At 58.6% G+C, this 26971-nt stretch carries 25 protein-coding genes and 1 pseudogene; 10 read left to right on the forward strand and 16 right to left on the reverse strand.

Features of this window, described 5'->3' with window-relative positions; translation table 11 throughout:
• Nucleotides 1–70: 70 nt before the first annotated feature.
• Nucleotides 71–577 (reverse strand): SMI1/KNR4 family protein, encoded by a 507-nt coding sequence (locus CDO73_RS21460; RefSeq protein WP_088490568.1) that lies wholly within the window; start codon nt 575–577, stop codon nt 71–73.
• A 236-nt stretch (nt 578–813) separates the two neighbouring features.
• Nucleotides 814–3273, reverse strand: coding sequence for a glycoside hydrolase family 31 protein (locus CDO73_RS21465; protein WP_088490569.1), 2460 nt, complete (start codon nt 3271–3273; stop codon nt 814–816).
• Between the two features lie 366 nt (nt 3274–3639).
• Between CDO73_RS21465 and CDO73_RS21470 the strand changes: the two genes are divergently transcribed.
• Nucleotides 3640–4416: a tryptophan-rich sensory protein gene (locus CDO73_RS21470; protein ID WP_088490570.1), complete on the forward strand. Its 777-nt coding sequence runs from the start codon at nt 3640–3642 to the stop codon at nt 4414–4416.
• Between the two features lie 157 nt (nt 4417–4573).
• On the opposite strand, the gene CDO73_RS21475 is transcribed toward CDO73_RS21470, so the two are convergent.
• Together CDO73_RS21475 and CDO73_RS21480 are read right to left on the reverse strand one after the other, a co-directional pair.
• Nucleotides 4574–4960, reverse strand: coding sequence for a RidA family protein (locus tag CDO73_RS21475; RefSeq protein WP_088490571.1), 387 nt, complete (start codon nt 4958–4960; stop codon nt 4574–4576).
• Between the two features lie 443 nt (nt 4961–5403).
• A complete protein-coding gene (locus CDO73_RS21480; RefSeq protein WP_088490572.1) occupies nt 5404–6798 on the reverse strand; it encodes an ATP-binding protein in 1395 nt (464 codons plus the stop codon).
• Nucleotides 6799–7010: 212 nt separating this feature from the next.
• Here CDO73_RS21480 and CDO73_RS21485 point away from each other — a divergent pair, with 212 nt between their 5' ends.
• The 3 genes from CDO73_RS21485 to CDO73_RS21495 all read left to right on the forward strand — a co-directional run bounded on the left by CDO73_RS21485 (nt 7011) and on the right by CDO73_RS21495 (nt 9316).
• Complete coding sequence (locus CDO73_RS21485) at nt 7011–7868, forward strand: carbon-nitrogen hydrolase family protein (RefSeq protein WP_088490573.1); 858 nt, start codon at nt 7011–7013, stop codon at nt 7866–7868.
• A gap of 13 nt (nt 7869–7881) precedes the next feature.
• Nucleotides 7882–8577, forward strand: a complete 696-nt coding sequence (locus CDO73_RS21490) for a GNAT family N-acetyltransferase (RefSeq protein ID WP_088490574.1) — start codon at nt 7882–7884, stop codon at nt 8575–8577.
• Between the two features lie 70 nt (nt 8578–8647).
• Complete coding sequence (locus CDO73_RS21495; protein WP_088490575.1) at nt 8648–9316, forward strand: GNAT family acetyltransferase; 669 nt, start codon at nt 8648–8650, stop codon at nt 9314–9316.
• 83 nt (nt 9317–9399) lie between these two features.
• Here CDO73_RS21495 and CDO73_RS21500 read toward each other — a convergent pair whose 3' ends face one another.
• Together CDO73_RS21500 and CDO73_RS21505 are read right to left on the reverse strand one after the other, a co-directional pair.
• Nucleotides 9400–9657, reverse strand: a complete 258-nt coding sequence (locus CDO73_RS21500) for a hypothetical protein (protein WP_088490576.1) — start codon at nt 9655–9657, stop codon at nt 9400–9402.
• A gap of 107 nt (nt 9658–9764) precedes the next feature.
• Nucleotides 9765–9992 (reverse strand): CsbD family protein, encoded by a 228-nt coding sequence (locus CDO73_RS21505; RefSeq protein ID WP_218821638.1) that lies wholly within the window; start codon nt 9990–9992, stop codon nt 9765–9767.
• 358 nt (nt 9993–10350) lie between these two features.
• On the opposite strand from CDO73_RS21505, the gene CDO73_RS21510 reads away from it, so the two are divergent.
• The 5 genes from CDO73_RS21510 (at nt 10351) to CDO73_RS21530 (ending at nt 15462) form a co-directional block, all read left to right on the forward strand.
• The gene (locus CDO73_RS21510; protein ID WP_088490577.1) at nt 10351–11277 is read left to right on the forward strand and encodes an FMN-binding protein; all 927 of its coding nucleotides are present in this window, start codon (nt 10351–10353) and stop codon (nt 11275–11277) included.
• A gap of 136 nt (nt 11278–11413) precedes the next feature.
• The gene (locus CDO73_RS21515; RefSeq protein ID WP_088490578.1) at nt 11414–13291 is read left to right on the forward strand and encodes an FAD-dependent oxidoreductase; all 1878 of its coding nucleotides are present in this window, start codon (nt 11414–11416) and stop codon (nt 13289–13291) included.
• Between the two features lie 189 nt (nt 13292–13480).
• Complete coding sequence (locus CDO73_RS21520; RefSeq protein WP_088490579.1) at nt 13481–13909, forward strand: hypothetical protein; 429 nt, start codon at nt 13481–13483, stop codon at nt 13907–13909.
• 5 nt (nt 13910–13914) lie between these two features.
• Nucleotides 13915–14895 carry a polyprenyl synthetase family protein gene (locus CDO73_RS21525; protein ID WP_088490580.1) on the forward strand — a complete coding sequence of 327 codons (981 nt, stop codon included), beginning with the start codon at nt 13915–13917 and terminating at the stop codon, nt 14893–14895.
• Between the two features lie 84 nt (nt 14896–14979).
• On the forward strand, nt 14980–15462 hold the full coding sequence (locus tag CDO73_RS21530) for a heme-degrading domain-containing protein (protein ID WP_088490581.1): 483 nt from the start codon (nt 14980–14982) through the stop codon (nt 15460–15462).
• Nucleotides 15463–15766: 304 nt separating this feature from the next.
• Here the strand turns inward: CDO73_RS21530 and CDO73_RS21535 are convergent, their stop codons facing one another.
• The 10 genes from CDO73_RS21535 to CDO73_RS21580 form a co-directional block, all read right to left on the reverse strand.
• Nucleotides 15767–17095: an MFS transporter gene (locus tag CDO73_RS21535; protein ID WP_088490582.1), complete on the reverse strand. Its 1329-nt coding sequence runs from the start codon at nt 17093–17095 to the stop codon at nt 15767–15769.
• Nucleotides 17096–17333: 238 nt separating this feature from the next.
• Nucleotides 17334–17807 carry a MarR family winged helix-turn-helix transcriptional regulator gene (locus CDO73_RS21540; RefSeq protein ID WP_088490583.1) on the reverse strand — a complete coding sequence of 158 codons (474 nt, stop codon included), beginning with the start codon at nt 17805–17807 and terminating at the stop codon, nt 17334–17336.
• 129 nt (nt 17808–17936) lie between these two features.
• Nucleotides 17937–18809 carry a 4-hydroxybenzoate octaprenyltransferase gene (locus tag CDO73_RS21545; RefSeq protein ID WP_088490584.1) on the reverse strand — a complete coding sequence of 291 codons (873 nt, stop codon included), beginning with the start codon at nt 18807–18809 and terminating at the stop codon, nt 17937–17939.
• Entirely contained in the window at nt 18806–20170 is a 1365-nt protein-coding gene (locus tag CDO73_RS21550) for an aspartate aminotransferase family protein (RefSeq protein WP_256972802.1), read from the reverse strand. Before CDO73_RS21550 ends, CDO73_RS21545 begins: the two co-directional genes overlap by 4 nt.
• Nucleotides 20171–20175: 5 nt before the next feature.
• Nucleotides 20176–22260, reverse strand: a complete 2085-nt coding sequence (locus CDO73_RS21555; RefSeq protein ID WP_088490586.1) for a peptidase U32 family protein — start codon at nt 22258–22260, stop codon at nt 20176–20178.
• Nucleotides 22261–22295: 35 nt separating this feature from the next.
• Nucleotides 22296–23117 carry an energy-coupling factor transporter transmembrane component T family protein gene (locus CDO73_RS21560; protein WP_088490587.1) on the reverse strand — a complete coding sequence of 274 codons (822 nt, stop codon included), beginning with the start codon at nt 23115–23117 and terminating at the stop codon, nt 22296–22298.
• On the reverse strand, nt 23102–24112 hold the full coding sequence (locus tag CDO73_RS21565; RefSeq protein ID WP_256972803.1) for an ATP-binding cassette domain-containing protein: 1011 nt from the start codon (nt 24110–24112) through the stop codon (nt 23102–23104). The genes CDO73_RS21560 and CDO73_RS21565 overlap by 16 nt, the downstream gene beginning before the upstream one ends.
• Nucleotides 24081–24944 (reverse strand): ATP-binding cassette domain-containing protein, encoded by an 864-nt coding sequence (locus CDO73_RS21570; protein ID WP_088490588.1) that lies wholly within the window; start codon nt 24942–24944, stop codon nt 24081–24083. Before CDO73_RS21570 ends, CDO73_RS21565 begins: the two co-directional genes overlap by 32 nt.
• Nucleotides 24945–24983: 39 nt before the next feature.
• Nucleotides 24984–25538, reverse strand: coding sequence for a Gx transporter family protein (locus tag CDO73_RS21575; RefSeq protein ID WP_088490589.1), 555 nt, complete (start codon nt 25536–25538; stop codon nt 24984–24986).
• Complete coding sequence (locus tag CDO73_RS21580) at nt 25522–25929, reverse strand: NusG domain II-containing protein (protein WP_088490590.1); 408 nt, start codon at nt 25927–25929, stop codon at nt 25522–25524. The genes CDO73_RS21575 and CDO73_RS21580 overlap by 17 nt, the downstream gene beginning before the upstream one ends.
• Nucleotides 25930–26440: 511 nt before the next feature.
• Between CDO73_RS21580 and CDO73_RS21585 the strand changes: the two are divergent.
• Nucleotides 26441–26971 (forward strand): annotated as a pseudogene (locus tag CDO73_RS21585) (hypothetical protein); the annotation flags it as partial.

Raw genomic sequence — 26971 nt, forward strand, 5'->3', positions numbered from 1 at the left:
CGGCTGCGCTGTTCGATCGTTTACGCGAATCCTGGCGTTATGTATTCGATCTTCCGCGACCGCCGCGGGCTCAGACGGGTCGTCCCCGATTCTCGACCAGATCCGCTACCCATTCGTCGAACGCTCGGAATCCGCTTGTTTTCAGCTGCGATTTCGGCCGCCCTTCCGGATAGAAAACGGCGTATCGCTCTGCCCGCTCCGCCTCGCGCTTGAATCCGCCTACACCGCCGAACTTCGGTATCGATACGGCCGGCAGCAGATCCGGGTACGGATCTTCGCCGCGGCTGCCGAACATTCGGCTGGAAAAAGCTTGAAGTTCTTCCGGTCCCAGCACCTCGATTCCTGCGCTTAACGGGCCTACGAACAACTCGACCGCTCCGACGCCGATCAGAAAACGCTTGTATTCGGGCGGCAGTTCGATTCCCGATTCGGCTTCGAACGCTTCCAGCTCATGGCCGGAATACCCTTTTTTCCTCATGAACCGGTACGATTGTCCGTTATCCAGCTCGATGAATTGTCCTTCGCTTGCCCGAATCCAAGCATTGATCTGATCGTAAGCCTCGATGATTCTCCACATTCCGTCCGACCTCCGCTTCTTCTCCGAGCGCGCCGCTTGTCTTCGCCCTGTTTCTTACGGGGGACCCATCCGCTGCCGACGCCGCTCTCCCGTTCATTTTATCGCGCCCGCCGTCTCAGTACCAACCTTGCTTGCAAGACCGGCCGCCGAACATGCCGAAAACCGCAGCTTTCCTCTTGCGAGGCGCTCCGGTTTTCGGGATAACCATTCGTTCTCGTTCGGATTCAAGTCCGGATTCAGGCTTCGTTCGCCGTTTTTCCTTTCAACTTGAACACCGCGCCCTGACTCATGTCCTGCACTTGCAGCATCAGCGCGCCGGTCTGTTCGTCGACGAACCAGCCTTCTTGACCGTGTTCGGCTTCTTCGGCTTCGAGTTTGTTCAACCCTTCGATCTCCGCCGCCCGGAACGACGTGCAGACGAGCGCGAAACGCAGCAGATTGCGATTGGCCGCATAGCCTCGACGTTCGTAACGGTAGCTGAGTTCCAGCTCGTTCTCTCCGCCGCGCAGTTCGAATTCGATCGACGAAGACACGCCGCTCGCGTAATCGAAACTCGAACCGTCGTCTTCGTACAGGCTGTAAGAAGCTTTGAATCCCGGCTCCGCTTTCGCGCCGTAGACGCGGAAGGTCAGCGTCTCGTCCGTGCGATCGTCCGCGTACAGCTTGTATTCGCCTTCGGCGATCACCGCTCCCGAACGGACGTACAGCGGCATGACGCTCAGCGGCGCATGCGCGAGAATATGGCGGCCGCCTTGAAGGACCTCGCCCGTCCAATAGTCGATCCAGTCGCCTTCCGGCAGATAGACGGCCCGATGCTCGGTATCCGGACGGTAGATCGGCGCGGCCAGCACGTCGCTGCCCACGAGGAACTGATCGCACAGATTCGTCACGTTCGGATCGTCCTGATATTCCAGAATGAGCGGACGCATCGGCGGCAGACCCGTCTCGGCCGCTTCGTGGAACAGGTTGTACAGATGCGGCATCCAGCGGTAACGAAGACCGATATATTCGCGCAGAATGCCTTCGATCTCCGGTCCGAACGACCACGGTTCTTGGCGAAGCGTGCCGATCGACGAATGGTTGCGGCAGTAAGGGAACAGCACGCCCATCTGCGTCCAGCGCACCAGCAGTTCGGCCGACGTATGGTGCGCGAAGCCGCCGATGTCCGGTCCCGCGAAAGCCAAGCCCGACAGTCCCATGTTCAATACCATCGGCATGGCGAGCGCCATATGCTCCCAGAAGCTGCGGTTATCGCCCGTCCAGACGGCCGCGTAACGCTGGATGCCCGAATAACCGGCCCGGGTAAGCACGAAAGGCCGCTGCCCGTCCATATTGCGTTTGAGGCCTTCGTACGTCGCTTTCGACATCAGCATGCCGTACAGGTTGTGCAGTTCTTCGTGCGTCTTCGGATTGCCGTTGTTGCCGTGCATCACGTCGAGATCCATCGTCTTGGAGTTATTGAACACGGCCGGTTCGTTCATGTCGTTCCAGATGCCCGGAATGCCCAGATCCGTATAGTATTTATGCAGATTGCCCCACCATTCCGACGCCGTATCGTCCGTAAAGTCCGGGAAAGCGCTCGTGCCCGGCCAGACGTCGCCGAAGAAGATGTCGCCTTCGAGCTTGCGGCTGAAATGCCCGTTCTCCACGCCTTCGCGGTACACGCTGTATTTCGGGTCTTTTTTCACGCCCGGATCGACGATCGGCACGATGCGGATGCCGAGTTCCCGCAGTTCGCTCATCATGCCTTCGGGATCGGGGAAACGCACCGGATCGAACGTGAACACGCGGTATTCGTCCATATAGTGGATATCGAGATAGATGACGTCGCACGGGATTTCTTTTTCCCGGAACGTACGCGCCAGATGCAGCACTTCGTTCTGGTCCATGTAGCTGTAGCGCGACTGGTGGTACCCGAGCGCCCATTTCGGCGGCAGCGCGATCCGGCCGGTCAGCTCGGTGTAGCGGCGAACGATGCTTTTCAGTTCCGGACCGTACACGAAATAGATATCGTAGTCGCCCGTCGAACAGCCGATCGAATACGCGATGCCGTGCGAGCGCATATCGAAGTCGGTCCGGCCCGGATTATCGAGGAAAATGCCGTACGAAGACTTTCCGTGCATATGGATCACCAGCGGAATCGACTCGTACAGCGCTTCGATCTCCGGCATGTGCGGCGCGTAGACGTCGGTGTTCCACATCGTATAGCGCTCGCCTTTTTTGTCGAGGAAACTGGCTTTCTCGCCGAGTCCGTAGAAATGCGAATCGCCGGGCATATCGTACACGGAATGGATCGCGCCGCGCGGATTCCAACTGACGTTGTTCTGACGCGCGATCAGCTTCTCTTCCCGATCGAATACCGACAGCGCAGACGACTGCTTCTCGATCTCGAGCACGAGATTGCCGCTGCTCAGTTTCCACGCCGTCTCGCTTTCTTCCACTTCCGCGCGCAGCGGCTCTCCTTCGCTGGGAAGCACGGCTACCGTCGTGGAGAGGTCCGGTTCTTTGCCCATGAACAGCTTCATTCGGAACAAATCCTCGCCCAGAAAAACAAACGCCAGAGACGCTCTCTCGCCTCGGCAGACGTATACGCCATTCATATGTTCCAATGCCAGCGCGCGGCCGAGCGTTCCCCACGCTTCCTGCACGATGATCGGTCCTACCCGGTCCGGGTGTATGGCCTCGCTTGTATCCATAGCCAAGTCAGCTCCTTGTGACGCGCCCCGCTTCTGCTTGAGACGGATGCGGACGCGCAGATTATTTAGGTACTCTTTGCCGGCGAACGTTGCGTATGATTTCCTATTCACCGTTATTTTGCCGTCTGAACGACTCCTTCGGCATGTTTTGCGTTTTGTTTAGGGCAAACGTTTGCACAAAAGAGCAAAAGGAAGTGAAACCGTTATCTTCTTCCCGATTATGCCATCTTTGCTCGCTCGCCGCAATCAGAAAATAAACAAAAAGGATACACGGCCTGCCGATTAGGGTATAGATGCATAGAGAGAAAATGACCCGATGGTCATTTCTCAAGCCCATAATCACCATTTCGAGAGGAGCTATTCGCTATGTATTCTGCCGCGTCCGCGAAAAATCCGTACAAATGGCTTAACGCCGTCCTGCTCGTCGCTACGCTGATCGTTAACGCGCTCGCCACGCTGCTGCCGCTGGGAGGCCGGGACACCAAAGAAATCTCGGACATGTACAAAAACCTGCTGACCCCGGCCGGGTTCGCGTTCTCGATCTGGTCGCTCATCTATGTGCTGTTGATCGGCTTCGTCATCTACTCGTTCGTCGCCGAACGCAAAGGACGGGCCACGGCCGCCGCGCCGGGGATCTGGTTCGCCGTAAGCTGCGTGCTCAATATGGCTTGGCTGTTCTGCTGGCAGTATCTGCTGACCGAATTGTCGGTCGTCGTCATGCTGCTGCTGCTCGCGACGCTGATCATCGTCTATCTGCGCACCCGCCTGAACGGGGAACGGCTCGAAGTCGCGGATATCGCGTTCGTCAAAGTCCCGTTCAGCCTCTATCTGGGCTGGATCAGCGTCGCGACCATCGTCAACGTCTCGGCTCTGATCGCCAAATACGACTTCGGCGACGTCGGCCTCGGCGCACGCGGCTGGGCGATCCTGATGCTGATCGCGGCGGCGCTGCTCGGCTTCGCGATCGCGTTTCGTTTCCGCGACGGCGTGTACCCGCTGGTCATCGCTTGGGCGCTGTACGCCATCTCCGTCGAGCAGGCGGACGCGGACGGAGTCGTGCAAACGACCGCGGTCATCGCGTCGATCGTCGTAGCTCTGTTCGCCTTATGGACGATCTGGCGGGCGGTCATGGATCGGGATTGAGAAAGCGCGAGGCGTCTTGACAAAGGGCGGACGACAGGCGGAAGATTCGCCCGACGACCTCGCTTCTGCTCGGTGCTCTGCTCAGACGCAAAAGCCGACTGCCTCAGGCAGTCGGCTTTTGCGTCTTCAACGAACTCCTGCGTAAAGGCTCCGGTTCTTAGTCGACCAGCGCGATCACTTCGATCTCGACCAAAGCGTCTTTCGGCAGGCGGGCCACTTCGATCGTGCTGCGCGCCGGGTAAGGCTCGACGAAGAACGTGCCGTACACCGCGTTGGCTGCCGCGAAGTCGTTCATGTCCTTGAGGAACATGGTCGCTTTCACGACGCGGTCCAAGCCGCTGCCTGCCGCTTCGAGCAGCGCGCGCACGTTTTCGAGCGATTGCTTGGCTTGCGCTTCGACGCCGTCCGGGAATTCGCCCGTTTTCGGGTCTACGCCGAGCTGACCGGAAGCGAAGATCAACGATCCGGCTACGACCGCCTGCGAGTAAGGTCCGATTGCGCTTGGGGCTTGATCGGTGACGATTGGCTTTTTGAGGTTCGACATGAGATCCCATCCTTTTCGGCTTGAAATAATCCGCTGTCGGCCCGGTTCCGGGACGATGAAACGGCGGTTTCTGCTAGGGCGTGTACGCAAACTTCGAGGGAAGCAGATTTAGACGAATTTTCGTTCTCCGCAAGGAAGGGTTCCGAAGGCGTGCCGGGGCACGTCAAGGGGCACTGACGAAGCAGAGGGCGAAAAGGCGGCTAAAGATGCACATCGTTAAGTTTGCGTACACGCCCTATTCGCATATAGAGATAGTCTAAAGGGTGAAACGCTATCCGGCAAGCCGTCTTTAAAGGGCGGACTCCGCTGCGAAGACCCGCAGAGCGGTCTGCGGCCCGTCTATCCAAGCCGCATCGGCTCTTCGGGCCTCGAACGCTTCGACGCTGCATCGTCGTATAGCGTTTCGAATAACCGGCTTTGTCCCGCTCCGGAGGAACGACAGCTTAGACGAGAGGCAGGAACAGCGAGAACGTGCTGCCTTTGCCTTCGGCGCTCTCCATCCGGATAAACCCTCCGAGCAAACGGGCCAGATCGCGGCTGATCGATAGTCCGAGCCCCGTTCCGCCGTACTTTTTGCCGATCGTGCTGTCCGCTTGTTGAAACGCCTCGAAGATCGTGAAGTGTTTCTCCGTCGCGATTCCGATTCCGGTATCCCGAACGGCGAACACGATCCATTCCCCTTTGAGCAGAGGCTCTTCGGCTTTATAGATATTCAGTTCCACTCGGCCGTTCTCCGTGAACTTGAAAGCGTTGGCCAGCAAGTTCCGCAGAATCTGCTGCAGCCGATGCGGATCGGAACGGATGGTATCGGGAAGCCCTTCTTCGACTTGAATATCGAACGCCAACTGCTTGCGCTGCGCGGTCAGCTCGAAATAAGGCCCGACCCAACCGGGAACCTCCGCGAGACTGACGTCTTCGCTGACGATCTCCAGCTTGCCCGCTTCGACTTTGGACAGGTCGAGAATATCGTTGATGATCTTCAGCAGGTCTTCGCCCGAATGATGGATCAGCTGTCCGTAACGCGCCATCTCTTCGCTCGGCGTGTCTTCGGCGGAATCGGAAATAAACTGCGCCAGATTGATGATGCTGTTCAGCGGGGTACGCAGTTCGTGCGACATGTTCGCCAGAAATTCCGATTTGTACTGCGAAGCGAGCAGCAGCTGCTTGGCGCGGTCTTCCAGCACGATTTTGTTTTTGCCCAATTCTTCCGTTTGCTCTTGAAGCAGCCGGTTGGCTCGCTGAAGCTCGAGCGCCCGCTGCTGGTCCTTCTGGAAATCGCGCAGGATAAAAGCGAACAATCCGCACAGCAAAATGCTGCTCGGCAAGGTAACGGGCATGATATGCGTCAGATAATAAGCAGGCGGAATAACGCCGAAGATCGTGATGTTCACGCAGTTGAGAATATTTAGCAGAACGATCACGACCGCGACCTGCCGGACGAAAGACCAATTGCAGCGTCGCAGCCAAATATTCAGCAGCGCGCCGACGATCCCCAGAATGGTCAAGTTGATAAACCCGGCCAAAGCCGCCTCGCTCCATCCGAAAGCGAACCGGGTCAACCCGATTCCCAAGCCGACGGCGAACACGATCGGCGGTCTCCTATAGACGAACACGGCCACCAGCAGAGGAACAATGCGCATATCGAAGATCACTTCTTCCGACAGCCTGAAGCCGAACAAGGTGGCAGCCCAGCCTCCCACGATCAGCAGCATGACGGAACCTATGTATTTCACGATGTCCGGAGCGCGGTAAATCGCGTATTTATAGATCAGATTGGCTATGTAAGCGCATGTCACGAGCACGGCCATGTTTTGTACGAACATTTTCGAAAATTCCATCTCTTCGCCTCTGTTTCCTATATCTTCCGTTTCGGCTTGTATTGGCCCATCATACCACGAAGATTTGATCGATGGATATCGTTTATTGTGTTTCGAACGTATGATCTTTTATTCTTATGTACGATACATTTTTTGTCAAGAAAAACCGCGTCTGGCTGCCTTGCGGTCGATTTGCTATGATAAAATCATCTTGAATTTAAGGAGGATGTCTGATGAAAATGCGCGCAGCCGCCGTTCAATATCATCTGCACACGATCTCGTCTTTCGACGAATTTGCGGCACAAGCCGAACATTATGTCAAAACCGCCCAAGAATTCGACACCGAATTCCTGCTCTTCCCCGAATTCTTCACGACCCAACTGCTCTCTATCCCCGACGAACAGGGCAGCGCCCGAAGCATAGAAAGCCTCCCTGATTATACGCAGTCTTATCTGGATTTGTTTCGCCGCTTAGCGGCTTCTTCGAATATGCACATCGTCGCGGGCACGCATGTGGTTCGGCGCGAAGGCAAACTTTACAATACCGCCCACATGTTCTATCCGGACGGACGGGTCGTTACGCAGGAGAAGATCCATATCACGCCGACCGAAGTGCATGAATGGAATATGGCCCGAGGCGACGGACTTTCCGTCTTCGAGACGGACAAAGGCACCGTCGCGCTGCTCACCTGCTACGACATCGAATTTCCCGAGATCGTGCGCATGGCGCGCGCCAAAGGAGCGGACGTCATCTTCTGTCCGTCCTGCACCGACGATCGTCACGGTTTCCACCGCGTCCGCTACTGCTGCCACGCCCGCACGATCGAGAACCAAATCTATATCGTGACGACCGGAACCGTAGGTTCGCTGCCTACCGTCGATTTCATGCGCGGCAACTTCGGCCAAGCGGCCGTCATCTCGCCGAACGACGTTCCTTTCCCTCCGCGCGGCATTATCGCCGAAGGCGAGATCAACGACGATATGATCATCGTGGCCGATCTGGATCTGAGTCTTTTGGATCAGGTTCGCCAAAAAGGTTCGGTCACCACTTGGCGCGACCGTCGAACCGATTTGTATACGGACTGGTCTTGAGGCGAAGATGACGATGCCCGAATCCCTACAGCTTCCGGCTTACGAGAAACACCTCTATGTCTTTCGGGACCAGCGGCCCGAGCGGCTGCTCGTTCGCAATTATGCGGAAAGCGACATCGAAGCGCTGATCGATATTCAGCGCGAATGTTTCCCTCCTCCGTATCCTTCGGAATTATGGTGGAACCGCGAGCAGCTGCTTCGGCATATGGAGCTTTTTCCGTCAGGCGCTTTGTGCGCGGAAATCGACGGGGAACTGGTCGGCTCGCTGACGACCATGATCGCTTCTTTCGATCCGAATCATGCCCGGCACAGTTGGGCGGAGATGACCGATAACGGTTACATCGGCACGCACGACCCGAACGGCGATACGTTATACGTGGTCGATATCAGCGTATCTCCGGCGGGAAGAGGCTTGGGACTCGGCAAGCAAATGCTGCAAGCGGCCTACGAATTGGTGGTGGCCTTAGGTCTTAAGCGGCTGCTCGGCGGCGGACGCATGCCGGGTTACGGGGCCGTCCGGCACGAGATCTCGCCCGAACGTTATGTCGAAGACGTTCTTCACGGCAGACGCCGCGATCCGGTAATCGGCTTCCTGCTGCACTGCGGACGCACGCCTCTTGCGGTGGTGCCGGATTATCTCGACGACGAAGAGTCGGCGAATCACGCTCTCTTGATGGAATGGCGCAATCCCCTGATCCCGCAAAAATAAATCCGATCGGTTCGGATGTTTCTACTATAATAAGTAAATATTCGAGCCGTAATCGATAGGAGGAACAAGAATGGAATATATTCGCGTTAACGACATTACCGATCCGCTATTCGCCGGACTGCACCGGCTGATGAGCGAGATCTTCCCGCCGGAGGAAGTGTTGGCGTTCGATCTCTGGAAAGAACCGCTGCAGGATCCCGACATTCGCGTCTTCGTTGCCGTGCACGAAGGCCAAGTCGTCGGCGCGACGGAATACCGTTATTACGTCGGCGAAGACATCGCCATGACCGATTTCACCCTGATCGGACGCCCGGGTCTCGGTATAGGTCCGTTCCTCGCTTCGCGCCGCGAAGCCGACCTCAAGCAGTTGGCTGCCGAAGCCGGCGGCACGCTCAAAGGCATGTTCGCCGAAATTTACGACCCTTATCGCGCGCAGGACCACGAATTCGGCGGCGTGAAGCCGATGGACCCGTTCGTCCGCCGCGAAGTGCTGGCGCATCTCGGCTACCGCCGATTGAATTTCGAATACGTACACCCTTCTTGGCAGGGAGACGGCGAAGCCGTCAGCGGCCTGGACCTGTGCTTCCTCCCTTACCAAGAAAGCCGCGAGCTTCCGGGTACGTTTGTCGCCAAGTTTCTGAGAACGTACTACAGCGTGCTCGAACCGAAGCCCGCGAAATGGACGCGGATGGTCGAGACGTTGGAAAGCACGGACTCTGTAGAACTTCTTCCTCTATAATCGATAAACGACTGTCCGCTCATGTTCCGCGGAGTCGATAGGGTCCGTTTAATCGAACGCTCAAAAAAAGAGTGCGACCGCGCCTAAGCACGGTATGCACTCTTTTTGCCGCCGCGTCCGTGAAACCCGAAGAACGCGTACCGCCTGCCGCCGGGCAGAACGGTCGGAGAGGAGAGAACGGGAAGATCTTCGCTTTCTTCTTCGCCGTCTATGAAATCGGCTTCCGACGGAAGACTGTAATAACGCAAATCGTAAGAACTGACGAGGCCGCCCTGAACCGTGATCACCTTGTTTCCTCGCTGCTCGATCACCTTGCCGGATACCACTTTAGATTCCAACATGGCTGCGTCCCCTCTCTTTTCGCTTCGGAAATGACTCGACCGGACACGGCATACGTTCGACGGATCAGATTCGGAAGTCTTTCGGTTCGTTTCGCCGCGCGAGCGCCTTAGCGATCGCTGCCCGTCGTCAGCGCCGAGGCCCACGACTTGTACTCGAGTTCCGCCGCTTCGGCATCGTGGCCGTAACGCTCGCGGACTTTCTCGATCAATTTGTCCTTATCTCCGTTTATATACTCCAGATCGGCTTCGGTCAGCTTGCTCCACTGCTTCTTCGCTTCATGCTGCGTCTGATTCCATCTGCCTTTGATTACCTTGGTTTCGATCGGATTCGTCATGAAGTCAGCTCCTTATCCGTGTTGAAGTCCGTTCAATTTGAATTACCCGGCTCCTATTCTCGTGAATCCGAGCTTATCGTCCTGCTTGCTGCTCCGATCGGCCCGTTACGGCAAGTTAGGGAATTCTTTGCAAGCAATGAGACATCGGACACATAGTTTGTGATTATTATCACATGAATACTTCAAATTGTATGTTATTCTGATATCGAAAACGGTGACAGAAACCGGATCGAAGTGATTTATCGGTCATTTCGGGCGTCATTCCCGCTGAATGAAGCCCGCGCCGAACGTGATCGTTTTCGACTGATCGTTGAGCGTTCGAACGGTTCATTTCAGAGAATGACGGAGGGGTAAAAAAATGGGTAAAAAGCACTGGTCGGTATTGATGTGCAGCGTATTGATGGTAGGCATGCTGGCAGCTTGCGGGAACAACAACGAGACGGCGAAAAAAGACGAGCCGGCCGCTCAGACCGAAACGCAGGCGGCGACCGACACCAAAGAAGCCGCGGAGCCGGCAGCAGCGGAGACCGAATCGGCTTCGACATTGGCCGACGGCATGTATTTCGCTCAAGGCACGATGGACGAAGAGTCCGGTTGGCAGCCTTACGTGATCCTGCAAGTCGCGGGCGGCAAGATTACCGACGCGACATGGAGCGCATCCAGCATCAACGCGGGTCCGGACAAGAAGACCTATTCCGAAGAAGGCAAATACGGCATGAAAGCCGGCGGCGCTTCTTCCGAATGGCACGAACAAGCCGAGAAGATCGAGAAATACCTGGTCGATAATCAAGATCCGGCCAAGATCACGGTCGACGGCGAAGGACACACGGACGTCGTTTCCGGCGTATCCATCCACGTGAATGATTTCACGGAACTGGCCCAAAAAGCATTGGCGGCCGGTCCGGTCGAAGCCGGTCTTTACAAAGACGGCGCTTACCATGCCGAAGCCAAAGATTTCGATAAAGAAAGCGGTTGGAAAGAAACGGTGGATATCACCGTCGCTGCCGGCAAGATCGTCGCGGTCAACTTCAGCGGCGTGAACGCGGCGGGCGAAGACAAGAAAACCAACTCCAAAGAAGGCAAATACGGCATGAAAGAAAAAGGCGGAGCGCAAGCGGAATGGCACGAAGAAGCCGCCAAAGCCGAACAATACCTGATCGAGAAACAAGATCCGGCGGCCGTCGAAGTTAAAGAAGACGGCAAAACCGACGCGATCAGCGGCGTGACGATCCATGTCGGTTCTTACCTGAAACTGGCTCAAGAAGCTCTGGCTAACGCGAAATAAGCGAAGCTTTTCGAATAAGCACGTCGATTGCGTCTGCTGCTATTAATCTGAAACACGGACGGACCGCTGCCTGCGGCCAAGCGTTACGAGCGCCGCGGGCACGCGAAGTCCGTCACAAGAAAGGTTGGTTCCTCTGATGAAAAAGATAGTCATACTGGGCGGCGGTTACGGCGGCGTTCTGACTGCAAAAAAATTAGCTAAAAATTTCAAGAAAAACGACGATGTTCAGATCCAACTCATCGATCGCAATCCGTATCACACCATGCTGACCGAATTGCACGAGGTCGCGGCTAACCGTACTTCCGAAGACGCGGTCAAAATGGATCTCAAAAAGATTTTCGCCGGCCTGAAGGTCGAGGTCGTGCTCGACGAAGTCGAAAACATCGACTTCAACGCACGTTCCCTGCAAGGAAAGCGCGCCTCTTACGCGTATGATTATCTCGTCATCGGCACAGGTTCCAAACCGACTTTCTTCGGCATTCCGGGCGCGCAAGAAAACAGCTACACGCTCTGGTCTTACGACGACGCCGTCAAACTCAAAGAGCGTTTCCGCCAGATGTTCACCGAAGCTTCCAAAGAAACCGACAAAACGATCCGCCGCGAAAAATTGTCGTTCGTCGTCGTCGGCGCAGGCTTCACCGGCGTCGAACTGATCGGCGAAATGGCCGAATACCGCAGCGAATTGTGCCGCGAATTCTTTATCGACGAATCGGAAGTCCGCATGGTCGTGGCCGATATGGCTCCGAAGATTCTGCCGCTGCTGCCGGATAAACTGATCGCCAAAGCCGAAAACCGCCTCAAAAAGATGGATATCGAAATTATCGTCGGCAAGCAAATTACCGGCGTATCCGAAACGGGCGTCAATCTCGGCGGAGACAAATTGGTTGCCCGCACCGTCATCTGGACGGCCGGCGTCGAAGGCGCCGACATTCTCGATAACCTCGACGTGCAGCAAAAAGGCCGCAAACGGATCGAAACGAACGCGCATCTACAAAGCCTCGATCACGAAAACGTCTATGTCGTCGGCGACAACATCTTCTTCATTCCGGAAGGCGAAGAGCGTCCGGTTCCGCAGATGGTCGAAAACGCCGAGCATGCCGCTCCGCTGATCGCGCACAATATTACCGCCGACATCAAAGGCGGCACCAAAAAAGAATACAAACCGGCCTTCCACGGTACGATGGTCTCGATCGGCAGCCGCTACGGCGTCGCCAACGTCGGTCTCCCGGGCAAGTTCTTCTCCCTGACCGGATTCTTCGCGATGTTCTCGAAGCATGCCATCAACGTTCTGTATCTCTCGACGGTTCTCGGTTTCAATAAAGTCTGGACTTACCTGATGCACGAAATCTTCCATGCCCATGATCGCCGCACGCTCGTAGGCGGCCACTTCTCGAAGCGTTCGCCGAACTTCTGGCTCGTTCCGCTTCGCGTATTCGTCGGCTGGATGTGGCTGCACGAAGGTTGGGACAAGCTGCAGAAAGTCATCGCCGATCCCAATAACATCTTCCTGATTCCGCCGGACCCGCATGCCGACGTGGTCAGCGCGGCTTCGGAAGCGGTCGGCAACGTAGCCACTGCGGTAGACGCGCAGGCAGCCGCTTCCGCGGTCGAAAACGCCGGGCAAGCGGTCCAAGCGATTCCGGTTCCGCATTTCATCTCCAACATGGTCAGCTCCATGATGGATCTTATGTTCTACACCGGCGACGGCGGCTACACTTGGCTCGCTACCGCTTTCCAAATCGGCATGGTCGCCGCCGAAATCATCTTCGGTCTGATGCTGATCGCAGGTCTCTTCTCCGCAATCGCTTCGATCGCCACGATCGGCATGGGTCTTATGATCTGGTCTTCGGGCATGGCGCCGACCGACATGTGGTGGTACTGGTTCGCGGCGTTCGCTCTGATCGGCGGGTCGGGCAGCGTGTTCGGTCTGGACTACTACGTTCTCCCTTGGCTCAAGAAACATTGGAAAAAAACTTGGTTTGCCAAACGCTGGTATCTTTATACGGACGACTGACGGCCGACTTTGCGTTCCCGGCGGGGTCATGTGCAGCTTACAACGCACATGATCCCGCTTTTTTCAATCTATCGTTTATTTTGCATAATGAACGAAATTGTCTCATAATGTGGAGGAATCCGAGTGAATACGGTATACACGCCATACACGCCGATTCGGTATATTGTCAGTCCGTCAAGGGGTGCTTCAATGAACGACATGATAATCCGGGAAGCGCTTGAGCGTCTGGAGGCCGAGATCGATCCGATTACGCGGATTCGGATCGAGCCGGAACAGGCGGCGCTTGTCGAAGCGCTGAGCGTCTTCAAGCGCTGCGGCGCGGAACCGCTGCGGCTTCCTCGGCTGCTGGCTGTCTACATGCTGCTCGCTTCCGCGCTTGAACGCCATGCCGAGCCGCTGTCTTCGGACGATCCGGAGCTGACCCGCCGTATTCTGGACGGCGATTATCTCTATAGCCTGTACATTCAATACGCGTTAAAGTGCAAGGAAGAATCGCTGCTTCGCGGCCTGGCTCCTTTCGTCAAAAAAATCCAGATCGGCCGGGCGCTCGGGCGCAGCCGCGAGATTCGGCTGCTGTCCGCTTTCGAACAAGTGCTTGCCGACAGCAAGGAGGCCTGACGAAGATGGAACTGCACAAGAAACTTCGCATCGATCTGCGACGCATCGACCGGGAAATGAAACGGATCGTCAAATACGACAACGACGTGCCGCCGGGCTCCGAACTGGAGCAGGCTCTGCTGCAAACGATCGAGGCCGGGGGCAAACGCCTGCGGCCGATGCTCGTCCTCGTCGGCAGCCGCTTCGGCAGCCGTCCCGACGACAATCGCCTCATGCAGCTCGCGGCTGCCGCTGAATTCATTCATACGGCGTCGCTCGTTCACGACGACTTGATCGACCGGTCTCCGCTGCGTCGGGGCGAGCCCGCGCTGCATACGCGGATCGGCGCGGCCAAAGCCGTCTACGTCGGCAATTATATGTCGGCGCGCGTCGTCGAACTGCTGGCTCAAGCCGATACGCAGTTGGACGGCGAACGGCAGAGCTTCACGGCCGTGGCGACGGCCGAGCTGTGTCTGGGCGAATACGAGCAGCTCGAACATGCTTACGATTACGATCTTCGCCTCGACGACTATCTGCTGAAGTCGAGGCATAAAACGGCCCATCTGATGGCCGTCTCGTTGGAATTCGGGGCGCGCGCTTCGGGCGCGCCGGAAGAGGTCTGCCGCCGGCTGTATCAGTTCGGCGAGCATCTGGGCTTGTCGTTCCAGATCCGGGACGACCTGCTCGACTTCACGGCTTCGGCCGAGCAGCTCGGCAAGCCGGCCGGAAGCGATCTCTTGGGCGGCCAAGTCACGCTGCCCGTGCTGTATGCGCTGGAAGATCCGGCGCTGGCCGGCGAGATTCGCCGAGTCGGCCCGGATACGCGGCCGGAAGAGATCGGGCCGCTGCTGGAACGCATTCGCGAGAGCGGCGCGCTGCGGCGCGCGGAAGCTTTCTGCGAAGCCGAATTGGAGCTGGCCCGGGAAGTCGGCCGATCGCTCGGCGCTTATGCGGCGCACGAAGACCTGCTGGTCTTGGCCGACTATTTCGGCGGACGGAAATATTAACACTAAGCAGGAAACCAAGCAAGCATGTCGAATTCCTATCCAGCAACCAAGCACACAAGCAACCACGAGGAGGCTTTCGGCATCATGTCCCTGACCTTGGAAGAAAGACTGCTGCTTATGCAGCGCGAAGAAGAAGAATTGCGCTTCGAGACCTTCGATTCGAACACGGCGCTCGCGCTCGGCCTCGCGCTGATCGAAGAAGCCCGGCGTCTCGGCAAGAGCGTTACCGTAGACATCACCCGCCAAGGGCATCGGTTGTTCCTGCACGCGATGAACGGGACTTCTCCGGAGAACGAAGATTGGATTCGCCGCAAGAACAACACGGTCGGACGATTCGTGCAGAGTTCTTGGCGAACGGCGCTGCAAATGCGCGCCGCGAACAAGACGCTCGCGGGAGATTACGGCCTGAGCGACAACGAATTCGTGTTGGCGGGCGGAGCGTTTCCTCTGATGGTCGCCGGCGAAGGACTGGTCGGAACGATCACCGTATCGGGACTTCCCGATCAAGAAGATCACGATTTGGTCACGAGCGTGATCCGCGATTTCTTGAGCGAAGCTTCCCGCTGATCGGCCGTTCGCGGAAGAAGCACGCAGACGTCGGAAGACAGCTGATTTCGAGCCAAACGGACTTGGGTAGGCTTGCGAAATGAATCGGCTGCGCGAACGTAACGGAACGTCGATTCGGTTCCGTTAGAATTTTAACACCGCTCGAAACGCCCGCTAAGCGCTGCCTCGTTCCGTTAGAAATCAATCAGACACGTTAAAGGACACCGCCATCCGCGGTGTCCTTTTGTTTGATCCGGCCGTTTCCTCATTTCGCTTATCGCCGCTCCCCGGCTCAGATCGGAGGCGGGGATTCGATTCGCGGAAATCAAGCCTTGCTCGGTATGGGCAGACGCCGATACAGCACGGCGATCGCGCCGAAGATCAGAATGATGCCCATGAAGGCGGGGGCGGCGTGGCCGAGCGAGACGTAGATCTGTCCGCCGACGATTGGGCCGACGATGCGGGCCAGCGCTTGAATCGATTGGCTGCCGCCTTGAATGCGGCCCTGCTCGCTTTCGTCCACGGACTTGGACAGCATGCCGTTGAACGACGGGCCGAAGACGGAATCGCCGAACCCGAAGACGAACATGCCGAGAATCAGCAGCGGATAGAAACCCAGCAGCGCGGAAGATGCGATCAGCGCGTAACCGACGATCTCCGCCGTCATGCCGAGCGCCGCGATCTGCTTGTCGTTCATGACTTTCAGCAGTTTCGGCATAATCAGACTTTGCGACAGAATATCCTGAATGCCCATGATCGAGAACATCAGGCCGATCGATGCGGGCTGCCAATCGAACGTGTCGATCGTGAACTGCGAGAAGACCGCTTGCAGCGAACCGTTCGGAATCCAGAGCAGAAATCCGGAGATCAGGATGCGTCTGACGCTTTTGACCGACAAGATACTCGCCAGCTGCGTGAAAGGATTCAACCGGGACGGCGGGATCTTGGCCGTTCTCCGGCTCTTGTCCAGACTCTCCGGCATGACGAACAGTCCGAACAGCATCGTCAGCAGCGTAATGCCCGCTCCGACGTACAAAGGTACGGCATACCCGAATTTCGCCAACAGACCGCCCGCGACCGGACCGAGCATCGTGCCGACTCCGACCATCGCGGCGACCCACCCGAAGTATTTGGTGCGCTGCTCTCTCGGCGTGATATCGGCAAAATAAGCGAAGATCGTACCGATGCTGCCGCCGGTCAGCCCTTCGATGATCCGGCCGAGGAACAAGATCCACAGCGCGCCGCCGATGCCGAAGATCAGATAGCCGATCGACGAACCGAGCAGACAGAGCAGCAGGAGCGGACGACGGCCGAAGCGGTCGCTGAGCGCGCCGAGTCCGGGCGAAGCGAGGAAGACGCAGAGCGCGTAGACGGCGGTCAGCAGCGTGACCATAAGCGCCTGATCCCCCGCGTTATCGACGTAAGGAGCGACAAGGAACGGAACGACCGGAGCGATGACGGTAAAGCCGAGTCCGCATAAGAACACGGCCATGAGACCGAAGATCAGCGCTTTTTTGTCGATAGGCCGGCTTGGCGGTTCGGATTCGGACAGAGTAGCGGAAACGGACTCGGATTCGGAACGACCTTGATCGGTCGAACGAGCGCCTCGCGAGTCGGAACCTTTCGAGCGGCGCGGGAATTTGAATGTAGGCATAAGATTCTCCTTGCGATTGGAATAAGTACGTTTGTTTTTTTGTGTCCCAGGAAACAAGTTTATCTTACTTCGGTTTTGGGTCCTAGTCAACAAAAATTTAAAAATAAAAATAAGCAGCTTCTCTCCGCAGAGAAAAGCTGCTTATTTATCCGGGTTCTACGATGGCTCGGCAATGCCGAATCGCGGCGAGCTTAGATCGGCCGCTTCCGTTCTTCGTTCTCGCCTCTGTTGTCCCTCGCTATTTCGGCTTGACGCTCTCGTCGAGCTTGGCGATCTCCGCGTCCAGATGTTCGCTGTATTGTTCGATAAACCGAAGCATGCCGTCGAACTGTCGTTCGGTAATCGGATCGAAGACCGCTCTGTCGCGTTCGCGGAATTCGTCGTGAAGATCGTCGTGAATCCGTCTGACCGTTTCGCCTTCGGCCGTCAGGCGGAAATAGATTTCTTTTTTGTTCTCCGGCCGCTGGTAGCTCTCGATCAAACCTTTTTCCATCAGCTTCTTCGTAATCTTGCTGATCGCGCTGCGCGTCATGTAGAACGTCTCCGCCAAACGGGTCACGTTCGCGTCTTCGTGGTTGCCGATGTATTCGATGCAGTGCACTTCGGACGGCGTGTGCTCGCGCAGCGCGTCTTCCATCTTCAGCTTGTTCAGCCACGTCAGCTTGTTGAATAGCTCTCTGAACCGCAGCATGACCTGTTCTTCTTTGTTCATGGCCCGCCCTCTCAACTCTCGCGCTCCTGCGACGAATGCCGGGAAACGCGCTTTTTTGTGTCCTCTTCCACAATACCCGAAAAACGCCGAACAGGGCAAGCGCCGAAACCGCTGCCCTGCCTCGCTTTTTTACAAGAAAAAGTCCAACATCGTAAACGACAGAATCAGCATGCTGACCACTTGATTGAGATTGTACGAAGCGATCTTCATCAGGCGGCGGTTATGCGGCTTCACGATGCCGTGCTCTAACATGAGCAGGAACGCCGCCAGCACGATGCCGACCAGATAGATCCAGCCGAGATCGCGGAACACGAACAAGAACAGCAGCAGACCGACCATCACCGCATGCAGAAAACGCGAGATATACAGCGCCGGCTTCAACCCGAACGCGCTCGGGATCGAATACAATCCCTGTTTGCGGTCGAAGTCGATATCCTGCGTGCCGTACAGAATGTCGAAGCCGCCGATCCACAGCATGACGATCGTGCCCAGCACGAACGGCGTGAACGCGAACGAGCCGGTCACGGCGAACCAAGCGCCGATCGGCGCGGAAGCGATCGTGAAGCCCAGGTACAGATGACTCAGCCAAGTGAAGCGTTTGGTATACGAATACGACGAGATCAGGAAGATCGCGACCGGCGACAAGATCAGGCACAGCGTATTCAGCATGCCGGCGGCCGCGACGAAGATCGCGTAGTTCGCGATGACGAAGATCCATACCTCGCGAATCCCCAACTGTTTCTGCGGCAGATGACGATGGGCCGTACGCGGATTGGCCGCGTCGAATTCGCGGTCGGCCAACCGATTGAACGCGTTGGCCCCGTTGCGGGCGGCGACCAGCGCGATCAGCGACCAGACGATCACGCGCGCGGACGGGATTCCGCCCGCCGCCCAGACGATCGAGATGATCGCGAACGGCAGCGAGAACAGCGTATGCGAGAACATGACCAGCGAACCGAAGTCGCGCGTCTTGGTCCACGCGCTGCGGAGAGCGGTGTTCATTGCTGTTCACGCTCCCCGGCTTCTTCGGCTTCCGACGCTCTCAAGCGATCTTGGTCGATGCCGCCGAGCACCCTATCGAGCGCTTCGAGCATGGCTTCGATATCCGCCGTGTCGATCACGATCGGCGGCTGGAACGCCAGCACGTTGCGGGAAACGCCGTTCTTGCCGATCAGGAAGCCGCGGTCTTTCATCTCTTCCAGCACACGGTCGGTCAGCGCCGCGCCGGTCGCCGGATCGTCCGCGCGCAGTTCCGCGCCGAGCATCAGCCCGATGCCGCGCACTTCCGAGACGATCTCCGGATAATAGGTCCGCATCCGTTCCAGCCCCCGCTTCAGCGCCGCGCCGAGACGCGCCGCCCGTTCGGTCAACTGCTCGGATTCGATATAATCGAGCACCGCCAGCGCCGTAACGGCCGATACCGGATTGCCGCCGAACGTCGAAGCCGACGGCACGTTCAGCGAAGCCGCGACTTCTTCCGTCGCCGCGAACGCGCCGATCGGGATGCCGCCGCCGAGCGCTTTGGCCATCGTGACGATATCGGGCTTCGCGCCGAGCTGCACCGAAGCCAGCAGTTCTCCCGTCCGGCCGAAGCCGGTCTGGATCTCGTCGGCGATCATCAGGACGCCGTATTGTTCCAGCAGCGCTTTGGCCCGCGCCAGATAACCGTCCGGCATGACGATCATCCCGCCGTTGCCCTGAATCGGCTCGACGATCATCGCCGCGATATTGCCGCCGTGTTCGCGCAGCGTCTGTTCCAACGCATCCAGCGAGATCTGCGCCGCCTGCTGCGGGTCCATGCCGTATTCGTAGGGACGCGGAATGAAATGCACGTCCGGGTCCGGGAACGGATCGGTGCGCCACATGCTTAAGCCCGTGACGCTGGTCGTGAGCGAAGTGCGGCCGTGCAGCGATTGGGTCAGCGAGATAAAGCCTTTGCGCCCCGTATGGCGGCGAGCCAACACCAGCGCGCCTTCGTTCGCTTCCGAACCGCTGTTGCAGAAAAATACGCGCGGATAATCGAGCCTCTTGGCCAACCGCTCCGCGAGCAGCGCCGAAGGTTCCGTCAGATAGATGGTGGTCGTGTGCTGCAATGTGCGAACCTGCTTCGCCGTCGCTTCCGCGATGACCGGATTGCAATGTCCGGTCGCGACGACCGACACGCCCGCGAAGAAGTCGGTATAGACTTTGCCTGCGCCGTCCGTCACTTGCTGCATCGAGCCGGAGACCAGCACCGGCGGATTCCGGTAGAAATGCTGCGTGCACGGGAAGAAATGCGCTCGGCGAAGCGCGATGACTTCGTCCGGCGTCAAGGAGGCCTCACTTCCGGCTGCGTTTAATCCTGCATTCGAGTCGCTGTTCATTCCGCTCATCCTTTCGTTTCTTGAAGCACGGGTTCCCGATCAGCCGCCGCGCGTTCTTCCGAAGCTTCTTCTTCCGCAGGCGCAGCGTCCAGCGCCGTCGGCAGATTCGCCGGCGTGCTGCGGTCGGCGCGGCGGAAGCCCAGCGCGCCGAGCGTGAATCCGGCGAAGACCGGCTGCAAGCTTTCCGCCAGCTCGGCCGCGCGTTCCGGCGCGTCCAGCGCCGTCCGATAGATCGCGAGCAGTTCCGCCAGACGTTCCGGCGTATAGGTCGAACCTTCGATGCGGAAATGCGAGATTCCCGCCCGTTTCAATTCGCCGACGACCGGGAGCATGCAGATTTCTTTGGCCGTCGTCAAATGGCAGCGGCCGTGCACGTCTTTGTAGACCGGGCTTTCGCCTTTGTCGGTCACCAGCACGAGCACGTCGTCGCGCACGTAGCGGTTGCTTTCTTCGGCGATCGGCTCGTAGACTTCCGTATTCTCGTACAAGTCGTGTTCCATGTACATCACGACCGGCGTGCCGTGCACCGTCAGTTCCAATTCGCCGCGCGTGCGCTTCAGCATCGCGGACAGATCCGGCAGATTCGCTTCGATCGAAGCGGTCAACCGCTCCACGCCCAGTTCCCGGTACATCTCTTCGGCCATATGGTTATACAGATTCAGCGACAAATCGCCGATCATCGGCAGACCGAAACGGCGGAACCGCCGAACCGCGCCGATATTGGTCACGAGCAGCGCGTCCAGACCCGGCACTCCGCCGGAGAGCAGCGCATCGTACTGTTCGAAGTGGATCTCGTTCATCATGCGCGGCGTCGCCAATACCAGTCGGGTATCGCCTTTGATCGCCGCGAGTTCCGCGATCGCTTTGCGGCCGAACGCGATATCCGGCAGCAGCACGTCGCCCGACAAGAACAGTTCGTCCACTCCGGCTTCCAGCGCGACGCGGGCCTGAGCCATATTGTTGACCCGCACCGTCAATCGGGGAGCGGCAGCCTGCGCGGCTTCGAAAGCTTCCGGCATCGCGGCTTTCTTCCGAGCGGCCGTATCCGCCAAATGTTCGCGCACCGCGTTCAACGCCGTTTCGTTCGTTTCGCGTTCCGCCGTCGGCGTGCTGAATACTTTGCCCGTGCTGTAGAATTTGCCCGTGCCTTCGTAGCGCCGGTTGATGTTCGACAATCCGGGCGTTCCGAACGCGTAGGCGGTCGAGAAGTCGCGTTTGCGGTTTTTGTGCAGCGCCTCGCTGTCTTGTCCCCGGTCGAACGAGACCGGATCGTCCAGATAACGGTCGATCGCTTCGCCGTAACTGTTCACCAGCATCGCCATGAACTCTTTGTCCCGCATCCGGCCTTCGATCTTGAACGAAGTGACGTGCGCGTCGATCAGTTCCGGCAGGTATTCGTACATGTTCATGTCTTTGGCCGCCAGCGGATAAGGGGTGCTGTAGACATAGCCGTCTTTTTTCATGCGGTAATCCCAGCGGCACGGCTTCAGGCATTTGCCCCGGTTGCTGCTCATGCCGAACAGATGCGAGCTGATATAGCAGTTGGCCCCGTGCACCGAACACATATCACCGTGCACGAAATATTCGATCTCGACGCCCGTCTGCTCTTCGATGATCCGCGCCGTCTTGAGATCCATTTCCCGCGACGTCACGACGCGCGTAACGCCGTATTGCTGAAGCGCGCGGACCATCTCCACGTTATGTACGTTCAGCATAACGGAAGCGTGGATCGGCAGCGACAAGCCCTGCTCGCGAAGCAGCGACGGCACCGCCAGATCCTGCACGATGATCGCGTCGACGTTCGCCCGGTCCAGAAAAGCCAGATATTCGCCCGCTTCCGACACGTCGGTCTCGCTGAGCATGTTGTTGACCGTCACATACGCTTTTTTGCCGAGACCGTGCGCGATGTTCACGGCTTCCACGATCTCTTCGCGGCTGAAATTATAACCTTTGCGCATCATCCGCATGTTCAGCCCCGGACCTCCGAAATACGCCGCGTCGCAGTTGGCTCGAATCACCGTATCAAAAATGTCGAACGTGCCGGCCGGAGCGAGCAGTTCCACTTCTCTTCCTTGAAAATAACGTGCCATGTTTTTTCCCCCTTTGCTGTGGTCAACCTTAAACCTTACGAAATCAAACGGATCAACAGCGCGCCGATCGGCAGCAGCGCGAACAAGACCGTAAACCGCGTATCCGCGCCGCGCCAGAGCAGCTGCCGGTACGACGTTCTCGGCGCGCCGATCCGATAGCCGCGCGCTTCGAGCGAAGTCGTCAATTCTTCGGCCCGGCGGAACGCGCCGACCGTGACCGGCACCAGCAGCGACATCAGAAGCCGCGCTTTCTGCCGAACGTTCATCTCTTCGTAGTCCGCGCCGCGCGCCGCCTGCGCTTTGAGAATCGTCTGCGCTTCTTCCAGCAGAGCCGGGATAAAACGCAGAGCCAGCCGCAGCATGAGCGAGAACCGCTCCGCTCCCGTTCCCCCGCGGGAGATCGGCTTCAGCATCCCTTCGATGCCTCGGCCGAGCATCGAAGGCGTCGTCGTGAACGTCAGCATCGCGGTGAACACGATCAGCAGCACCATCCGCGCGACGGCCAGCAGCGCGGCGGATAACCCTGCGCCCGACAAGGAGATCGGTCCCCATGTCCAGACGACGCCGCTTCCGGCAGCCGCTTCGGCGCCCGCGCCCGCGAACAGCTGGAACAGGAACACGAACAAGATCAGCCAGCGCATCGGCCGCAGCGTGCGCAGATAAGTCTTGAACGGCACTTTGGTCGCCGCCAGCACGACCAGCGACAACGCCGCCAAGACGGCCAACTGCGGCCAGCCGTTCGAGAGGATCAGCGCGGCCGTGAACAGCAGCATCGCCGTGATCTTCGCTCGCGGGTCCAATCCGTGCACCCGCGAACCGGTCGGAATCATTCGCCCGATGATCAGTTTGTCGCGCATAAGTCATGCCCCCGTTCTTGGCTGTCGATCCGTTCGTCCAACGCGTCCGAAGCGGCCGGCTTTGCTCGAGAGCCGCGCACCGCTTCCGCGATGACCCGCGCCATCGCTTCCGGCGTGCGGGGCAGCGGCAGCGCCGCGAGCTGCGGCAGCCGCGCCGTCCATTCGCTCCAGCAGCGAAGCTGCTCGGGCACGGCCAAGCCCCATGCGGACAATTCGTCCGCCCGGTCGGCCAACTCGTCGGCGTCGCCGCAGAATACCGCGCGGCCTTCGTGCATCACGATCCAGCGGTCCGCGACTTCGAGCAGTTCTTCGACGCGGTGGGTCACCATCAGGATCGTCCGCCCTTCTTCGCGGCACAGCCGATTGAGCAAAGCGATCAGTTCGCGCCGCGCCGCCGAATCGAGCGTCGCCGTCGGTTCGTCGAGCATCAGAATCTCGGGACCCGCGGCCAGCACCGTGGCGATCGCGACTTTGCGCATCTGCCCGCCGCTCAGCGACAAAGGATGGCGGCTCAGTAGCTCTTCGCCGAGGCCCATCGAACGCAGCGCCGCGGCCGCTCTGGCCCGGGCTTCTTCGCGAGGCAGGCCGAAATTCAGCGGGCCGAACATCAAGTCTTTTTCCACCGTGTCTTCGAACAGATGCTGCTCGGGAAACTGGAAGCTCAGCCCGATCCGGCGGCGCAGCGCGTTCAGCTTCGGCTTTTTCATGCCCGGAAGCAGCGTATGATCCAGCACGCGGACCGACCCTCCCGTGGGCAGCAGCAGGCCGTTCAGCAGTTGGAGCAGCGTCGACTTGCCCGATCCGGTTCCGCCCGCGATGCCGATCAGCATCCCGCGCCCGATCTCGAGATTCACCCCGTGCAGCGCGGCGGCGGCAAAAGGACCGCCCGCCTGATACGTATAATCGACGTCCCGCAGTTCGACGACGGTCTCGCGTTCTCGTTCGGCGATTCCGCCGTTCGGATCAGAACTGTCCGTATGGTTCATGCCGCTCATGTCCGCTTCCCCCTTTTGCCGCCGCCGTTTTCGTCCGCCGTCCCTGATCCTGATCCGCGATTCCGAGCGCCACAAGCTCCCGCGCCAATTTCAAGCGGAACGGAAGCTCGATCCCGCAGTCGCGCAGCAGCTGTTCGTCCGCGAAAAATTCGTCCGGAGGCAAGTCGCCGCGAATCCCGCCGCCCCGAAGCGCGATAATCCGGTCCGCCGCCAGCATCTCGTCCGCGTCGTGCGTCACCGAAAAGACCGTATAATCTCCCTGCTCCCGCATATCGTTCATCACGCTCAGCAGCTCGCGCCGCGAACGTTCGTCCTGCATGGACGTCGATTCGTCGAACACGACGATCTCCGGCTCCATCGCCAGGCACGCCGCGACCGCGCAGCGCTGTTTCTGTCCGCCGGACAGTTCCCCCGGATGCTTATGCAGCAGCGGCGCGATGTCCAGCAGCCGCGCGTACGCCTCGATCCGCCGCTCCATCTCTTCGCGCTTCAGGCATAGTCCTTCCAGCCCGAACGCGATATCTTCTTCGACCGATTCCCCGATAAACTGATTGTCCGGATTCTGGAATACCATCCCGATCCGCGAGCGCATCAGCGGCGCGTTATGCGCGGTCAGCTCCTCGCCGAACACGAAGACCCGTCCTTCCTGCGGCGTCAGCAGCGCGTTCAGCAGCCGGACCAGCGTCGATTTGCCGCATCCGCTTTCCCCGACGATCGCGACCCGCTCGCCGCGGCCGACGCGCAGATCGATCCCCTGCAGCACCGGCTGTTCTTTTTCATAAGCGAATCCGATCCCCCGCAGTTCGACCGCCGACGCGTTCTCCCGTTCCATGCCGTTTCCCCCTTGACGCCTTTTCGATAATCTTCCGGTTCAATACAGATCCGGCTTGAAAGCCGCGAACATCTTCATATGGCCGAGCGCGTTCGTCAGATACCGCACCGCGATGCCGACCACGATCCCCGTCGCTACGCCCGCGATCATCAACACCGGCAGATAATAGAAAATGTTGAGCGAGTCGATGATGATTCCCGCCGCCGCCAACTGCCCAATATTGTGCGCGATCCCCCCGGCTACGCTGATCCCGATCAGGCTCAGGCGTTTGCCGCTGATCTTCATCAGCCCGTACATGACGACGAAGCTGAATAACGCGCCGAACAGGCTGAACAGGAACATCGAGAACGTGCCGAGGATCATCGCGGACAGCAGCGTCTTCAGAATGACCAGCAGGAAAGTGTCCCGGCCGTTCAGGAAATACAAACACGTCAGGATCATGATGTTCGCGAGGCCCAACTTGGCCCCCGGCACCATGAACGTTCCGAGCGGAATCATCGATTCCACCAGACTCAGCACGACCGCCACCGCCGAGAAAATCGCCAGAATCACCGTTTTTTTGAGCAGCAAAGATTCTTCAGCCAACGACGTCATCGACTTCGCCCCCTTGTCCCGATTGGTCTTCGATAAAGACGGATACGCGGTGCGGCAGGCAGACGATCTGCTGTCCCGGCCGAGTCACGAACCCGAAGCCCAAGCACAGCCGGTCCGGGCAGTCCGCGTCGATCATCTCTACCCCGCCGTCGTGAATGCGGATTTCGTTGAACCCTTTGTCCGTTTTGACCGTGTACGTCTGTTCTTCGATCGTGAGCGGCAGCGTTTTGTACGGTTTGCCGTCGATCTCGATCTGCACGACTCGATTTTCGATGTGATTTTTTTCACTATCTTGATCAAAAAAATAACGAGGCACGATAAACGCCAATGCCGCGATCAAGACGATGCCGATCAAGATCAAGTCGCCTTTTTTTAATGCCTTGCCTTTCATCGCATGACTCCTAACTCGTACTTTGCACCTAATTTCACATGTAATCGCAAGAAAATGCTCGCCTGCTGCAAAATACTCTTTTTTTTGAATACCTAAATCTTAGATGCCTTCATTATACGCCCGACCGCTGTTTCCGACAATGCTTTCGCGGAAGGCTCCGGCTTTATTTTGGGCCCGCGTCACAAATTGATCAATCTTAGATAAAATTTTAGGTAAAAGGAACAGACAAGTCCGTAACCGTTCGTCTCCGCAGCCGCTTCGGGCGAAGGAGGGCGCCGTACGCGTCCAAGCGGCTGCGCTCGCTTCTGCCGCGCACGGCAGGCCGGGACTGCGGCGCTCGTGAAACCGCGGAAAACGATCCGCGGTTTCGTCGGACGATGCGGCGACGGCGACGGGCCGAGGGCGGATCTGGTAGAATAGGAAGAGATACGCACGGAGAACGACGAACGGGGCCGCAAAGACCGGTATGGCAAGGCGATCACGACAGCTTCGTCGGAAGGAGGAAACAAGGATGAGAACGACCGATCATGCGGCCGACAAGCCGCGACACGGCCCAAACGCCGGGCATGGCTCGGACGAGCGCTTCGCGCTGCGCCGCGGGGCGCCCGTTCGGGAAGGCGCGCACGGGCCGGCGCGGCGGCAGCCCCGCCGAACGGGGCGGAGCTGGGCCGCTCTGGCGGCGGCGGGGCTGATCGCCGTCTTGAGCGCCTGCTCGGGAGGCGCTGCTTCTAATCAGGCGGACACGCCGTCGTCCGCCGAGCACTCCCGTCCCGTAGGCGGGACGGGAGCCGCGGAAGCTTCGCGGCCGGAAGCCCCGGCATCGCAGGCCGGGACTTCGGCGACGACGTCGCCGGAAAGCAGTCGGCCCGCGGAGCCGACCGCGCCTGCCGATTCCGCGGAGCGCAGCGCCGCGGAAGAACGATCCCGTCCGGCCGACAGCAGGACGGATAACAGCCAACCGGCACGCGACGCCTCCGGCAGGCTGCTAGCCGAAGAGCACTCTCGCCCGGCCGATTCCACCCAATCGGGCAAAACCGACAGC

This window comes from Saccharibacillus sp. O23, assembly GCF_002205895.1.
Classification (GTDB): Bacteria; Bacillota; Bacilli; order Paenibacillales; family Paenibacillaceae; genus Saccharibacillus.

Bases quoted from the DNA above. Each gene is read 5' to 3' on its own strand.
- CDO73_RS21515 (WP_088490578.1), top strand. From the start codon at position 11,414: ATGAAAAAGATAGTCATACTGGGCGGCGGTTACGGCGGCGTTCTGACT.
- CDO73_RS21475 (WP_088490571.1), bottom strand. From the start codon at position 4,960: ATGTCGAACCTCAAAAAGCCAATCGTCACCGATCAAGCCCCAAGCGCA.
- CDO73_RS21465 (WP_088490569.1), bottom strand. From the start codon at position 3,273: ATGGATACAAGCGAGGCCATACACCCGGACCGGGTAGGACCGATCATC.
- CDO73_RS21500 (WP_088490576.1), bottom strand. From the start codon at position 9,657: ATGTTGGAATCTAAAGTGGTATCCGGCAAGGTGATCGAGCAGCGAGGA.
- CDO73_RS21540 (WP_088490583.1), bottom strand. From the start codon at position 17,807: ATGAACAAAGAAGAACAGGTCATGCTGCGGTTCAGAGAGCTATTCAAC.
- CDO73_RS21570 (WP_088490588.1), bottom strand. From the start codon at position 24,944: ATGGAACGGGAGAACGCGTCGGCGGTCGAACTGCGGGGGATCGGATTC.
- CDO73_RS21520 (WP_088490579.1), top strand. From the start codon at position 13,481: ATGAACGACATGATAATCCGGGAAGCGCTTGAGCGTCTGGAGGCCGAG.
- CDO73_RS21575 (WP_088490589.1), bottom strand. From the start codon at position 25,538: ATGACGTCGTTGGCTGAAGAATCTTTGCTGCTCAAAAAAACGGTGATT.
- CDO73_RS21505 (WP_218821638.1), bottom strand. From the start codon at position 9,992: ATGACGAATCCGATCGAAACCAAGGTAATCAAAGGCAGATGGAATCAG.
- CDO73_RS21580 (WP_088490590.1), bottom strand. From the start codon at position 25,929: ATGAAAGGCAAGGCATTAAAAAAAGGCGACTTGATCTTGATCGGCATC.
- CDO73_RS21535 (WP_088490582.1), bottom strand. From the start codon at position 17,095: ATGCCTACATTCAAATTCCCGCGCCGCTCGAAAGGTTCCGACTCGCGA.
- CDO73_RS21545 (WP_088490584.1), bottom strand. From the start codon at position 18,809: ATGAACACCGCTCTCCGCAGCGCGTGGACCAAGACGCGCGACTTCGGT.
- CDO73_RS21525 (WP_088490580.1), top strand. From the start codon at position 13,915: ATGGAACTGCACAAGAAACTTCGCATCGATCTGCGACGCATCGACCGG.
- CDO73_RS21480 (WP_088490572.1), bottom strand. From the start codon at position 6,798: ATGGAATTTTCGAAAATGTTCGTACAAAACATGGCCGTGCTCGTGACA.
- CDO73_RS21565 (WP_256972803.1), bottom strand. From the start codon at position 24,112: ATGAGCGGCATGAACCATACGGACAGTTCTGATCCGAACGGCGGAATC.
- CDO73_RS21485 (WP_088490573.1), top strand. From the start codon at position 7,011: ATGAAAATGCGCGCAGCCGCCGTTCAATATCATCTGCACACGATCTCG.
- CDO73_RS21470 (WP_088490570.1), top strand. From the start codon at position 3,640: ATGTATTCTGCCGCGTCCGCGAAAAATCCGTACAAATGGCTTAACGCC.
- CDO73_RS21555 (WP_088490586.1), bottom strand. From the start codon at position 22,260: ATGGCACGTTATTTTCAAGGAAGAGAAGTGGAACTGCTCGCTCCGGCC.
- CDO73_RS21460 (WP_088490568.1), bottom strand. From the start codon at position 577: ATGTGGAGAATCATCGAGGCTTACGATCAGATCAATGCTTGGATTCGG.
- CDO73_RS21495 (WP_088490575.1), top strand. From the start codon at position 8,648: ATGGAATATATTCGCGTTAACGACATTACCGATCCGCTATTCGCCGGA.
- CDO73_RS21490 (WP_088490574.1), top strand. From the start codon at position 7,882: ATGCCCGAATCCCTACAGCTTCCGGCTTACGAGAAACACCTCTATGTC.
- CDO73_RS21560 (WP_088490587.1), bottom strand. From the start codon at position 23,117: ATGCGCGACAAACTGATCATCGGGCGAATGATTCCGACCGGTTCGCGG.
- CDO73_RS21530 (WP_088490581.1), top strand. From the start codon at position 14,980: ATGTCCCTGACCTTGGAAGAAAGACTGCTGCTTATGCAGCGCGAAGAA.
- CDO73_RS21550 (WP_256972802.1), bottom strand. From the start codon at position 20,170: ATGAACAGCGACTCGAATGCAGGATTAAACGCAGCCGGAAGTGAGGCC.
- CDO73_RS21510 (WP_088490577.1), top strand. From the start codon at position 10,351: ATGGGTAAAAAGCACTGGTCGGTATTGATGTGCAGCGTATTGATGGTA.